General features: G+C 31.0%; 11 protein-coding genes, 1 tRNA gene, 1 pseudogene and 1 riboswitch. Of the genes and pseudogenes, 8 read left to right on the forward strand and 5 right to left on the reverse strand.

All coding sequences use genetic code 11. The features are described 5' to 3' along the window. Nucleotides 1–16 precede the first annotated feature (16 nt). Complete coding sequence (gene fdhF, locus DMR38_RS16345) at nt 17–2,155, reverse strand: formate dehydrogenase subunit alpha (RefSeq protein ID WP_127722332.1); 2,139 nt, start codon at nt 2,153–2,155, stop codon at nt 17–19. Between the two features lie 219 nt (nt 2,156–2,374). Further along, a riboswitch (molybdenum cofactor riboswitch) is annotated at nt 2,375–2,506 on the reverse strand. Between the two features lie 644 nt (nt 2,507–3,150). Here fdhF and DMR38_RS16350 point away from each other — a divergent pair. The 6 genes and pseudogenes from DMR38_RS16350 to DMR38_RS16375 all read left to right on the forward strand — a co-directional run bounded on the left by DMR38_RS16350 (nt 3,151) and on the right by DMR38_RS16375 (nt 6,486). Next, a complete protein-coding gene (locus DMR38_RS16350; RefSeq protein WP_127722333.1) occupies nt 3,151–3,831 on the forward strand; it encodes a TetR/AcrR family transcriptional regulator in 681 nt (226 codons plus the stop codon). A 27-nt stretch (nt 3,832–3,858) separates the two neighbouring features. After that, complete coding sequence (locus DMR38_RS16355; RefSeq protein ID WP_127722334.1) at nt 3,859–4,632, forward strand: acyl-CoA thioester hydrolase/BAAT C-terminal domain-containing protein; 774 nt, start codon at nt 3,859–3,861, stop codon at nt 4,630–4,632. Further along, nucleotides 4,619–4,915: a helix-turn-helix domain-containing protein gene (locus tag DMR38_RS16360; protein ID WP_127722335.1), complete on the forward strand. Its 297-nt coding sequence runs from the start codon at nt 4,619–4,621 to the stop codon at nt 4,913–4,915. Before DMR38_RS16355 ends, DMR38_RS16360 begins: the two co-directional genes overlap by 14 nt. Before the next feature lie 32 nt (nt 4,916–4,947). Further along, nucleotides 4,948–5,468: pseudogene (locus DMR38_RS22650) on the forward strand (hypothetical protein); the annotation flags it as partial. Nucleotides 5,469–5,590: 122 nt separating this feature from the next. After that, nucleotides 5,591–6,034: an effector binding domain-containing protein gene (locus DMR38_RS16370; RefSeq protein ID WP_175413041.1), complete on the forward strand. Its 444-nt coding sequence runs from the start codon at nt 5,591–5,593 to the stop codon at nt 6,032–6,034. A 2-nt stretch (nt 6,035–6,036) separates the two neighbouring features. After that, the gene (locus tag DMR38_RS16375) at nt 6,037–6,486 is read left to right on the forward strand and encodes a DUF3788 family protein (protein WP_243124329.1); all 450 of its coding nucleotides are present in this window, start codon (nt 6,037–6,039) and stop codon (nt 6,484–6,486) included. 413 nt (nt 6,487–6,899) lie between these two features. Here the strand turns inward: DMR38_RS16375 and DMR38_RS16380 are convergent, their stop codons facing one another. Then, complete coding sequence (locus tag DMR38_RS16380) at nt 6,900–7,196, reverse strand: hypothetical protein (RefSeq protein WP_127722337.1); 297 nt, start codon at nt 7,194–7,196, stop codon at nt 6,900–6,902. A 497-nt stretch (nt 7,197–7,693) separates the two neighbouring features. On the opposite strand from DMR38_RS16380, the gene DMR38_RS16385 reads away from it, so the two are divergent. Next, nucleotides 7,694–8,428 carry a Fic family protein gene (locus tag DMR38_RS16385; protein ID WP_127722338.1) on the forward strand — a complete coding sequence of 245 codons (735 nt, stop codon included), beginning with the start codon at nt 7,694–7,696 and terminating at the stop codon, nt 8,426–8,428. A gap of 129 nt (nt 8,429–8,557) precedes the next feature. Here DMR38_RS16385 and DMR38_RS16390 read toward each other — a convergent pair whose 3' ends face one another. Beyond that, a complete protein-coding gene (locus DMR38_RS16390) occupies nt 8,558–10,513 on the reverse strand; it encodes an FAD-dependent oxidoreductase (RefSeq protein ID WP_127722339.1) in 1,956 nt (651 codons plus the stop codon). Nucleotides 10,514–10,692: 179 nt separating this feature from the next. Between DMR38_RS16390 and DMR38_RS16395 the strand changes: the two genes are divergently transcribed. Further along, nucleotides 10,693–11,577, forward strand: coding sequence for a LysR family transcriptional regulator (locus DMR38_RS16395; protein ID WP_127722340.1), 885 nt, complete (start codon nt 10,693–10,695; stop codon nt 11,575–11,577). A 190-nt stretch (nt 11,578–11,767) separates the two neighbouring features. Here DMR38_RS16395 and DMR38_RS16400 read toward each other — a convergent pair. Beyond that, nucleotides 11,768–11,854, reverse strand: a tRNA-Leu gene (locus DMR38_RS16400). A gap of 290 nt (nt 11,855–12,144) precedes the next feature. Next, nucleotides 12,145–13,086 (reverse strand): hydroxyacid dehydrogenase, encoded by a 942-nt coding sequence (locus tag DMR38_RS16405; protein WP_127722341.1) that lies wholly within the window; start codon nt 13,084–13,086, stop codon nt 12,145–12,147. Nucleotide 13,087: the final 1 nt, after the last annotated feature.

A 13,087-nucleotide genomic window follows, 5' to 3' on the forward strand; every position in this document is an offset into this window, starting at 1 on the left:
TCAACTTCACTAAATGCTACATATTTTTCACTCCCATTTTTTTACGTAATTCATTGTATGTTTCTAATAAACATTTTTCAGCTTTATCTTGATCCTCTATTGCCTCCACTTTAACTGAACAATATTTATATTCAGGTGTTTTTGATATAGGATCTAAATTATCAACAGTAAGGTTATTACAAGCTCCAATCCACCATTGATAAGTCATATAAGTATTACCCTTACGAACTCTATCTGTAACTAAGGCTCTTGACATTACAGAACCTCTTCTTGAACTTACCCGTACTAGATCTCCATCCTTTATATCAAGTTCTTCAGCATCTTCCAAACTCATTTGAATTTTACCTGGTTCATCTTCAAGTGCCTTGAGAGCACGACAATTACCAGTCATTGTTCTTACAGAGTAGTGGCCTATTTCTCTAACTGTACATAAGCTTAATGGATATTCCTTATCTGGAGATTCTTGTGTAGGTCTCCATTCTGCTGCAAATAAAATACCTTTTTTACTTGGTGTACTAAAAATATTTCCTTCATAAAGCACAGGCGTTCCAGGATGATCCTCAGAAGGACAAGGCCAAATTATTCCTCCTAACTTTTCCATTCTTTCATAGCTAGCACCAGCAAATTTAGGAGTGAGACTTCTCATTTCATCCCATATTTCTTCTGTATTATTATAATGCATAGAATATCCCATAGCAGTAGCTAACTCACAAATTATCTGCCAATCTGGTTTAACAGCTCCCTTTGGTTCAACAGCTTTTCGGAATCTCTGGAAACCTCTATCAGCAGAACTGTATACACCTTCATTTTCTCCCCAGGCAGTAGCCGGAAGTATTACATCAGCATGTAAAGTTGTTTTATTCATAAATATATCTTGAACTATTACAAGTTCCAATTTATCTAAAGCTTTTCTTACATCGTTTGCATTTGGATCACTTTGAACACAATCCTCTCCCATTATATAATAAGCCTTTAGTTTATTTTCTTTTAAAACAAGTCTAGGCACTTCTGTTAAATGATATCCGACTTTATCAGGAAGTTTTACTCCCCAAGCTTTCTCAAATTTTTCTCTAACATTTTTATCCGTAACTTTTTGATATCCAGGGTAACAATTAGGAATAGCACCCATATCACAAGAGCCCTGAACATTATTTTGTCCTCTTACAGGACCTATACCAACACTAGGCCTACCATAGTTTCCTGTCATTAAAGCTAAACCAGCTAAACCTTTAACTACATCTACAGCTTGACCAAATTGACATACTCCCATACCATAAAGAATCATTGGATTTTTTGCATTAGCATACATCCTCATGGCTTTTTTTATATCTTCAGCAGGAACATTTGTTATTTTTTCTGAATATTCAGGACTATATTTTTGTATAATTGATTTATACTCTTCAAAGTTTTCAGTATAATTAGCAACATATTCTTTGTTATACAAATTTTCATTAAGTAATACATTGGCAAATGCATTTACAAGAGCCATATTAGTACCACCTTTTAATGGAATCCAAAGATCACATATTCTCACACTTTCTGTGACCCTAGGATCTACGACTACAATTTTTGCTCCTTTTTCCTTTGCTTTAACTATTCTTCTGGCAACTATAGGATGAGATTCTGCTGGATTATATCCAAATATAAGAAGCAAATCTGAATTTTCAATTTCAGGAATAGTATTTGACATGGCACCATTTCCAAGTACTGTAGCTAATCCTGCTACTGAGGGACCATGACAAACTCTAGCACAGTTATCTACATTGTTTGTACCTATTACAGCACGTGCAAATTTTTGCATTACATAATTCGTCTCATTTCCGGGACCTCTAGAACAGCCTGTAGTCATTATAGAATCAGCACCATACTTATTTTTTATTTCTGTTAACTTTTCTGACGTAAACTTAATAGCTTCATCCCAAGTTACTTCTACTAACTTACCATTTTTCCTTAACATAGGTTTTTTTATACGTGGAGTTAGAAGTTGAGGATCATTTAGATAATCCCAACCATAACGTCCTTTAAGACAAAGAGTTCCTTCATTTGTTCTTCCATTAGCAGGTTCTGCTCTTACTATTTGTCCATCTTCAACAACTAGATAGAGTTGGCATCCAGCACCGCAATAAGGGCATACAGTTAATACCTTTTTTTTCATTAATAACTTCACTCCTTCTTCTTTATAAATAGGCGTGCTCATAACTCTCACCCCTTTTATTTCAAGGCTCGGTAGAGCCTAAAAATCATTATCAATCAAATTTTTAAGTATCATTAAAATACCCTGAGTAATAATATACTTATATATTTTTTGTATAAAATATATATTAAAAATATTTTGATAATATAAAAAGTTCATACTCATAATAGGCATAGTTTACCTATATGAATATGAACTCCTTTGCAAAATAGCAGGCATAAAAATTACTTTTCACACCCAAAACGTCCATGTTAGCCTTAACCTATTATCCTTTAGCCTAAGGTTAAATATAGATCGGAGTTTATTTAATTGTATTTTGATAATATAGTTTTTATTAACTAATGTATACTTATTTCACATTAAAAGTTTCAAGGCTGGCAATACAACCTATATACTTTTAATTGCTCCTTTTGGACTTCATGGCAAATTAACAATAGTACTTTATGTAAACATTTTACTACATACAATATCAATCATAAACCATTATTTGAATTTTATATATGATACCTCTACAATATTATAATTTATAATAATAACCAAACTCATAACACATTTTAGCAATCATTATTTGAACAAACTGTCAAAAACAGGTTTCTAGAATTAAACTTTAATATGTATAATATAAAAAATGTTGAAAGCAGAAGTTAATATAGATTTTAGTAAAATATCCTATGGGGTAGCACCAACATTTCCGACAAAACCCACGCTAAGGAATAATATGGAATATTGTTCCTTAGCGTGGGTTTTGTTAATAATAAATTCTTAATCTTATATTTTTATACCTATTTCGGAATCGTAGGAAAAAATTAATAAACCGAATAAAGATATATATGCTTTTAGTTACTTTTTTTAAAGTTAGAAGCAAAATCGAAGAGATATACTATATATTGACACTTTATGAAAATAAGCATATAATGAATTTGAATTCAAATTCATTACAATTAAAGGAGATTTTTATGAATAATATTGGGCTTACTAAAGCAAAAAAAATAAAAGATTTAAAAAGAAAAGCTATTCTTCAAGCAGCCGCAAAGGTTTTTTCCCAAAAAGGATACATTGATTCTTCGATAAAGGATATTACAAATGAAGCTTCTGTATCAGTAGGTTCTTTTTATTCTTACTTTAATAATAAAGAGGGAGTATTAGCACAGATTTACGAAGAAATTTCTGATATGAGTTTAAAAGCTGCCGTTGATGCTTCTATGACCGTAAAAGACAGTATTGTTAAAAAATTTACTTTGGCAATGACCAGTGCAATTTGCACATATGTAAATAACAAAGAATTCTCAAAGATACTATTTGTAAAATCTATGGGAATTAATGAATCATTCGAAAAGAAACGTTGGGAGATATTAGACAAAACAAATGTTTATTTAAAAGGAATATTGGAACATTTAGATCAATTCCACTCATCTGGTATTAATGATATCAACGTAACTTCTGTGTTACTTACTAACAGCTTATTTGGGGTTATAACATACTGGCTTAATGAAAAAATTACAAGTAATTTTAAAGATATGCTTTTCTCTTTGTGTACTTATCACCTTAGAGCCTTGAATATTAATTTTACGGATGATGAAGTAAATCAATATATAAATGAAATACTCATTTCAGATTACAAAGAATTTCTCAAATAGAAAAATGTAAACTTATGGAGGTAATTTATGAAAGAATATAGAACTAAAGAAATTTATGGCGATTTTTATGAAAATGAAGGAAAACCGTTAGTTGTTATTATAACAGGAAGTGTACCCGGACTTCCACCTGTAAGTGAAAAATTAATGGATTATTTAATACCTAATTATAATGTTTTACGATTAGCATATTATGGCGTTGGTGAACTTTCTGAATCTTTGGAAGCTGTTCCATTGGAGTACTTTATAAATGCTACTAATTTTATTAAAGAAAATTATAAAGTAGCTGATAATAAGGTGATTTTTATTGGATCCTCTAAAGGTGGAGAAGCCGCAATATTATTAACCCAATATATGGAGTCAGCAATTACTATTGCTTGTGTAGCTAGCTGTTATGTATTTCAAGGTTTACCAAAGAATCTTTACAGCATGTCACAGGTACCACCTAAATCTTCATGGTCTTTTAATAATGAGGAGCTGCCATACATCAAGTTTGAATTTAATGAAGATGATATTGAAGATACAAAGAATCAATATTTTTGTAGAATTCATGAAAAATCTATAGAGAAAAATTTTAATCAAGAGGCATTGATAAATATTGATAACTATAAAGGAAAGCTATTTCTTCTTTCTTCAGAAAATGACAGATACTGGCCAAGTAAAAAAATGAGTAATATGCTAGCACAAAATAGCAAGAACAAAAATAATATAATTCATGTTTGCTTAAATTTAGAGGGGCATGGTTTTTTGACTTATGATGAGTCAGTTAATGAAATAATTAACTTTTTAAATGCAAATAGATAGGTTGAAACAGATAGGTTGCGATAGAATCTATGAAGAAAAGGTGTCTGGTATAAAAAGGGAGCGTCCTGAACTTAATAAGATGTTAGATCAAATTCGTACTGGTGATGTAATAATAAATGCAGCACGTGCAAGAGGGAAAAAAGGAGGACGTCCAAAGGTAAATGATAAAGATATTAAGCTGGCAATTAAAATGTATAGTAGCAAGAACTACAGCATTTCTGAAATTATGAAAGCAACTGGTGTTAGCAAAACTACTCTTTATCGATATATTAATAATAAATAGCTCTAGTAATTAAACTAAGGAGTTGATATGTAGTGGCCGCCGCAGAAATTTTACTTACAGAAGATCAAAGACTTGAATTTACTCAAATACCACAGAACATTAGTGAATGTGAAATTGCAAAATACTATACTTTTTCGACCTATGATATTGATATTATTATAAATCTTATAAAATTATCAATAAATGAGATTAGAAGACAAAACTTAGCTGGTTGAAAGAAGATCAAGGACATTCATCGCCAAAAGCATTTGCACAAGTAATAGAAAGACTAGAATTGATAAGAAGTTTACAGCTTGAGCTAAATATTGCAGGGTTACATCCAAATAGAATTCGTCAGTTATCCAGGCTAGGATCTAAATACGAGCCATTTTCATTAAGAAGATTTGAAGCAAAAAAGAGATATTCAATATTTGCTTTATATTTATATGAATTAAGCCAAAACCTTATAGACAAAGCTATTGAAATACACGATAGACAGATAAATATTTTATTATCTAAAGGATGCAAGAAACAAGAGGAATTACAGAAACAGAATGGTAAGTATTGGAATAAATGTTTATATGAAAAAGATGGTTCACTAAACCGCCAATATTATGACATACAGATGTCATAATTGATGTATTACAATAGAACATAGATAGAAAATTTGTGGAGATGGTAATATTGAATTTATGTATGAAAAAACGAGAGGGTTTCCATATATGTGGATATTTAGTAGAAACAAGTTTGAAAACCTGTGAAAAAGACTTATCTAACCTTTGGAATGATTTTAATATCAAAAAAGAGGATCTATTTAATGTATTTGGCTATAGAAATGATTTCTATGGACTAATGTGGTCTACAGAAAATCAAAAATATTGTTATCTTATTGGTATTGAAGTTAATTACATAGATAAAACCCCCATAGGAGCTTATTGCAAGTATATCCCTGGTACAAACTATGCTGTAGCTTATGTACCACCAGCTATGTCTGCTGTAGAAGCATGGACAGAATATTATGAGAAAATTCTTCCTGAAGCTGGATACATTCCTAACTCTAAACATGGTATGAATTTTGAATATTATCCTAATGGGAGCAAAGAAACTTATGAATTGTGGACACCTATAATAGAGAGGTGATAATGATGTATAAAAGTATAGTTGAGAGATTTTTTGATAAAAGTACAACGCCTACATCTTTGCAAATAGATAATCTTTTAGGAAGAAACGCTGTTTGCAGATTAATTAAATTTGAAAGCTTTTTAAAAAATAATTATGTTATAATACGAGAATTAAAGTTCCCATTTGGCAACAATTATGGTTGGGGATACAAGTATACCTGTAAAAGTAAGCTTTTATGTTATGTATTTTTTGAAAAAGACTCATTCACTGTCACAATAACAATAGGTAAAAGTGAGTTAAAGAGACTGTACCAAGAGTTAGACAATATGCTTCCTAAAACAAAAGATTTATGGAAAAACCGTTATCCTTGTGGTGATGGGGGTTGGATGCATTATCGGATAGAAAATGATAGTGAATTGTTAGATGTTGAAAAACTTATTTGCATTAAGAAAAAGCCAAAACAGAAATAACATATATAACTTTAATGTGTATTAATTTGGATAATTCTTATTTAACGTAACAATTAAAAAGTGAATAATTTACTGAAACGCCGTATTATTTTAAAAAATTTTACGACGTTTTTATGTTCTCAAATCAAATATTTTTTATGTAACTAGGAGAGATTTTGCCTTGGTCAAGCAGCCTTCCGGATTTTGTGAGGATTTTGCATCTCCTAATGCTGCCTTCATATATTATCTACTACAAAAAATGAACCATCCTACTTAAATTTCAGCTGATTCATTTCATTTTGTCGCTATATTGTTAATATTATGTAGTTATGTTAATATGAAAAATGCTTACCATTTATTTAACACAAATTCATATAATTTTCATTCCATAATTCTTAATATTAATTTTATATTCAAGTGCCTTTTTTAACTCTTTATTTACTATCTAAATTAGTAGTTGAAGCAGGTTTATCTGACCCTCTAAATTTCTTGAGTCTTAACTTATCAAGACTATGACCAATGATTGCTATAATAAATATAGCCGCCGCAGTTGCCTGTCCTGCCACATAAGCATTTGTAACAAAACCAATGAAGGCTATAATTAATACTGCTAGCCCTATCAATATCTTATGCCTTGCAAAAAAAATTCTATGATCTTTGCCACAATTAGAGCATACACTTCCCTTTGCTATTTCTTTACCACATGCCTTACAATTTGTCAATTTACTCATTTACGTCCTCCTGTATTTTACTCTTTTACATCTTCATTTATTTTTCATCATAATTGTAACAAAAAATTCACGTTTTTACAATAATGCTCATAAATTATAAAGGTTTACAATGACTTACAAATACAAAAATGAATTTAAATTTGATCCTCCTTCACCTGCTAACCTGAGAGCTGACTCATCATCGCCTACACACGCAAAAGTGCATCTAAAATCATTATTACCTTGACTATTATATCTTACATCATATTTTAACCGTAAGTGTCAAAGAATTTCCAAATATTCCACCAACAAATCCAGAAGCAGCACTCAAAGGTGCTCCAATAAGTGGATATAATATAGTTATAGAAAAAATTTTTTAGTACTTGTTAAATAAATTCAGTAAAGTTGATAATACTAATTACGAGATATTCATATTTTACCATAAATATAAATTTTGTATGGTATAATACGCTTAAGAGTATTTTATAAATAACAATTTTGTTTGTAAGGGGGATATTATGATTAAAGAGATAGATAAAAAGAAAAAAATACTTGATAGTAAAAGACCATTTGATAAAACTACTATTAAAAATTTGAAAGAGTATTTTGATGTGGAACTTACATATAATTCAAATGCTATTGAAGGAAATACCCTTACAATTACGGAAACTAAAGTTATTTTGGAAGATGGAATCACTATTGGAAAAGGAAAAACTCTTAGAGAACATCTTGAAGTTATTAATCACAAAGAAGCTATGGACTACATTGAAGATATAGTTGATAAAAATATAGATATTACTGAAAGTGTTATAAAAAACTTACATTACATTATTCTTAAAACTATAAACAATGAAAATGCAGGAAGATACAGAAATGTGAATGTACTCATAAGCGGCAGCAAACATAGACCTCCAGAGCATTTCTTAGTTCCACAAGAAATGGAAGACTTAATTAAGTGGTATGACGAAAGTAAAAATAAATTGCATCCTATAAAGCTTGCAGCAGAGTTTCATCATAAATTTACTTTTATACATCCTTTCATAGATGGAAATGGCAGGTGTGGAAGATTACTTATGAATTTAATCCTTATGAGATGTGGATATCCAATCACTGTTATAAGAATGGAAGACAGAAATGAATATATGAGTGCCCTTGAAAAAGCAAGTGTTGAAAATAATTTGGAGGATTTCATAGGTATTGTTGCTGCAGCAGTAAATAGAAGTCTAGATACGTATTTGTATATTTTAAAATAAAAATACATTTTGAGGAATGGGTATGGATTTATGTAAAAAGCAAATCTATACCCCATTCCCTATACAGTTTTTAATTTAAAACTAGAAACTGTACAACATAAACTTTTTATTTTTTAATTGGTTATATAATTATATTTCTACTGCTATATCAAATGCATTCTTGTTTGCCTTACGTACTGTTCCTACTTTATCAGCATCTCCGACAATATATGTGTCTACTGGTAAAATGGGCATGATTTCTTCTGCTAATTTATTCTGTGATTTCAAACCTAAAGCAATAACAATTGAATCCGCTTCCATAATTTTTCTATTGCCTTCTTGGTCTTCTATAACAACACCATTATCTAAGAATTCAATTATTTTACTGCTTCCAACTAATTTAACTTTACTTTCTTCTACTTCATCAAATAATGCTTTTCTTGTAATTCCAAACATACTTTCACAGAATTTTTCTGCTGGAATCATATCAATTACTGTAACTTCTTTTCCTTCTCTAGCAAGTCCTACAGCGCCTTCAATTCCAGAAAGGCCTCCACCACATATAATAACATTTTTCCCAATGTTTACATTGCCATTTTCCACATCTCTTAGCATTTTGACATTTTCTTTATCGATTCCCTTAATATTAGGACGAATATATGTCGAACCCGTTGCAATAATGACTGCATCTGGCTTATCTTGCTCTACTAATTCCTTAGTCACTTCAGTATTAAGCCTAATTTTTGCTCCAGATTTCATAGTCGTATCTACATTCCATTTAGTATAATCTCTCATTAAATTTTTAAAGGACACTGCACCTGCATCTAATAGTAAACCACCCAATTGATCTGATTTCTCATATAAAGTAACATCATGTCCTCTCTTAATTAATGTTTGAGTTGCCTGCATACCTGCTGGTCCTCCACCAATTACCATTACTTTTTTCTTGATTTTTGCCGGTTGAATGTCCTTGTACTTAAACTCACGACCTACAACTGGATTTACAGCACAACGTACTGGAAAACCATTGAATATTTTACCACAACCATCCATACATCGTAAGCAAGGACGAATGTCTTCACTTTCACCGTTTACAGATTTTTTAATCAAATCTGGATCTGCCATAAGTGAACGACACATACCAACAACATCGGCCTTACCTGATGCAATAATTTCTTCTGCCTCTTCTAAAGTAAAGATATTTCCAACTACAGATACTGGAATATCAACTGCTTTTTTAACAGCTTCTGCATATTTTACATTTTGCATACGTTCTTGCAGATATAAAGGTACAGAATATTTAACACCTGGTTCAACAAACACATTTCCACAAGAAATATGTGCCATATTGATATATTTTTGTGCCTCTTTTAAATAAGCAATTGTTTCTTCAATATGAATACCATCAGGTCCTGTCATCTCATCTCCACTAACACGCATTTCTAATGGGAAATCAGATCCTACTACTTCTCTAATACCTTTTATAATCTCTAATGGAAAACGCATACGATTTTCCATGCTGCCACCATATTCATCTGTACGCAAATTACTAGAACGTGATAAAAATTGTCCTAATAAATTATTATGACCACTATGAATAAAAATAGCATCAAAACCAGCACGTTTAACTCTGCTTGCACAATCTTTAAATTGATTAATAACATAATCCATATCAGCACGATCCATAACTTTTAAATCTTGCATACGACCTGGCGTAGGCAGATACGAAGGTGCAAATCCTGGTTTTACATTCATAGAAGGAACACCACCACGCCCAGCATGAGCTAACTCAATAGAAAGTTTCGCTCCATATCTGTGTGCCTCTTCCACCAACAATGAAAGTCCTGTCATATATTTATCATGATGTACATTTAATTCACCATAAAAACATACAGCTCTCTCCCAATCTACTTGTGTATCTCCAATTATTACCTGTGATACACCTGAACGTGCTTGCATTCCAATAAATTCAACAGCTTCTTCTGTTACTTCCCCTTCAGCATTAGATAAGCAACTAACCATTGGTGTAAATTCTAATCGATTTTTTAATGTTGTATTTCCAAATTTCAATGGTTGAAATACATGTGGATATTTAGTGATGTTCATATTAATTACCTCCTGTTAATTTTATAACAATTCTAACTCTAAAATATCACCATGCATATCAAAATTATATTGTATATCAACAAAAAATATCTGTGCTCATAGTAAATTGACTAATTATATTTCAATGTAATATAATTGTAATCGTATAGAATCATTATTTCACAAGGGAGGTGAGATAATTGAAAATTCAATATTTTAAATATTTCTTAGAAATTTGTAATTGTAAATCTATCTCCAAATCAGCAAAAAATCTCTATATCTCTCAACAAGCCTTAAGTTCAGCTATAAAAAATTTAGAAAACGATTTAGGTGCTTCTCTATTTATTCGTAATCAATCCGGGGTAGTTCTAACACCTTATGGAGAAAGCTTTAAAAAACATGCAACTCAAATTATATTACAGATGGAATCAATCACTAAGGATTTTGAACAAATTCGAAAAAAAGAAAAACATGTCTTAAATATAGCAATATCTTTTGGTGTTATTAGTGCACTTCCAGACAAATATATTGAAAACTTTAAATTACTACATCCAAATATTATTTTAAATATCACTGAATACCAAGACATTCCCTGCGAAGAAGCTATACTTAATGAGCATGAAGATATTGGCTTCAGCATTGCACCAATTGATGAAACATCTTTTGATTCTCAAACTATTTTAAAGAATAAAATGTGTATTCTTGTAAGTACAGATAATCCATTATCACAAAATGATGAAATAGATTTTCATCATTTAAAAAATGAACAGTTCTTACTATTAAATAGTAATTTTAAATTAAGACACAATTTCATTAAGAAATGTAGAGAAGCTGGTTTTGAGCCAAAAATCTACTTAGAAACTATGGAATTGATTCTAATACATAATTTTAGTAGATTGAACAAAGGTATTGGTGTAGGTGTTCACTTTATAGGCATGGATGTAGCAGATGTAAAAGCTATTCCATTTAACACGCCGGATTGTACATGGGAAGTATGTCTAATAACCAAAAAGAACCGTCCACTTACACCTGCTATAAAATGCTTTTTGAACTATGTGAATAACCAAAAATATCATATTATATAACATCTTTTAGTAAAAGGTTCGTTTTATAAAAAAATTACAGATGAAATTTGAAAATAAATAAGCATAAAAACTACTATAAAAATTTACGCTGAATTTAATTCTGGTTGTTGCAAATATTGTTGCAAACTAATAAAAATGGCTGTATTAAATAGTCCTTAAACTAAGTAATACAGCCATCCGTTGATATTCATGGTGCCGGAGGCGGGAGTCGAACCCGCATGTTGTCACCAACGACGGATTTTGAGTCCGTTGCGTCTGCCAATTCCACCACTTCGGCATATCTGTATCCGCTGCTAATTTCTATACTTTAGCGGTTAACAAATAATATGATAACAGGTGCTAGCACATTTGTCAAGTTAAAATTTTTAAAAAAATAATTTACGAAGCAGAAAATTAATTACCTTGCTGCTCCATTTCTTTCTTACTTATTTATTTATATAGCTGTCTAGTAATTTTGCTTTATCTGACTGCTTTACAGATCTTATGTTGAACATATAATATCTCCGTGCTAAAGGAATCATACCCTAGAGGTTTATTCAAAGTAAATACACCTCTATAGAAATCATGCTAATTCACCGGCCAGGAAGGCTCTCTTCCACTTAACACTTCATCTATGCCAATTGCCGGATGAACAGACATTCTTATACCTGCCTCTTCTGTATGTGCTGCAGTATGAGGCGTTACAATTACATTTTCAAGTTTAAAAATAGGATTATCTTTAGATGGTTTTTCTCCTTTAAATACATCAATGGCAGCTCCAGCAATTTTATTTTGCGAAAGTGCTTCCAGAAGGGCATCTTCATCAACGACTTCTCCCCGCGCCGTATTTATAAGAAAAGCTCTAGCTTTCATAAGAGACAGCTCCCTTTTTCCTATCATACCCTTTGTTTTCCCCGTAAGTGGAACATGTAAGCTTACAAAATCAGAATTTTTAAGTACATAATCTAAATCTCCAGTAAGTTTTATACTATCCATTTGATTTGAAGTTATATTTCGCTTGAATCCTATAACTCTCATGCCAAATCCCTTTGAAGCCTTTAAAGCAACAAGCTCTCCTATACTTCCAACTCCTATAATTCCAAGGGTTTTACCTTCAAGATCCATTCCAAAACTTTTTCTTATTTGAAAATTTCCATCTCTAAGTTCTCTATCATAAATAAGTAATTTTTTGGCAAGTAATAGTATAAGGCCCATAGTATACTCAGCCACACTGTTCTTATTGGATTCAGGAGAATTGGTGACTCTTATTCCAAGACTTGATGCAGCTTCAACATCTATATTATCTACTCCAACACCAAACTTAGATACGACTTTCAACTTTGTTCCTGATTTCATAATTTTTTCAGTAATGTTTGCCATTCTAACTAATATTGCATCACAGTCCTTTACTTCCTCTACCAAAACATTTTCTGAAATATCAGAAGCCATCTTTAATTCATAACCATGACTTCTAAGATACTCCTTGCCTTCTTCATATATATTTTCCGTAATCAAAACTCTATAACTCATA

The sequence above is a fragment of the Clostridium sp. AWRP genome, assembly GCF_004006395.2.
GTDB lineage: Bacteria > Bacillota > Clostridia > Clostridiales > Clostridiaceae > Clostridium_B.

Excerpts from the sequence above, each read along its gene's own strand:
- fdhF (WP_127722332.1), bottom strand. The coding sequence starts at position 2,155 with ATGAAAAAAAAGGTATTAACTGTATGCCCTTATTGCGGTGCTGGATGC.
- DMR38_RS16350 (WP_127722333.1), top strand. The coding sequence starts at position 3,151 with ATGAATAATATTGGGCTTACTAAAGCAAAAAAAATAAAAGATTTAAAA.
- DMR38_RS16355 (WP_127722334.1), top strand. The coding sequence starts at position 3,859 with ATGAAAGAATATAGAACTAAAGAAATTTATGGCGATTTTTATGAAAAT.
- DMR38_RS16360 (WP_127722335.1), top strand. The coding sequence starts at position 4,619 with ATGCAAATAGATAGGTTGAAACAGATAGGTTGCGATAGAATCTATGAA.
- DMR38_RS16370 (WP_175413041.1), top strand. The coding sequence starts at position 5,591 with ATGAAAAAACGAGAGGGTTTCCATATATGTGGATATTTAGTAGAAACA.
- DMR38_RS16375 (WP_243124329.1), top strand. The coding sequence starts at position 6,037 with ATGATGTATAAAAGTATAGTTGAGAGATTTTTTGATAAAAGTACAACG.
- DMR38_RS16380 (WP_127722337.1), bottom strand. The coding sequence starts at position 7,196 with ATGAGTAAATTGACAAATTGTAAGGCATGTGGTAAAGAAATAGCAAAG.
- DMR38_RS16385 (WP_127722338.1), top strand. The coding sequence starts at position 7,694 with ATGATTAAAGAGATAGATAAAAAGAAAAAAATACTTGATAGTAAAAGA.
- DMR38_RS16390 (WP_127722339.1), bottom strand. The coding sequence starts at position 10,513 with ATGAACATCACTAAATATCCACATGTATTTCAACCATTGAAATTTGGA.
- DMR38_RS16405 (WP_127722341.1), bottom strand. The coding sequence starts at position 13,086 with ATGAGTTATAGAGTTTTGATTACGGAAAATATATATGAAGAAGGCAAG.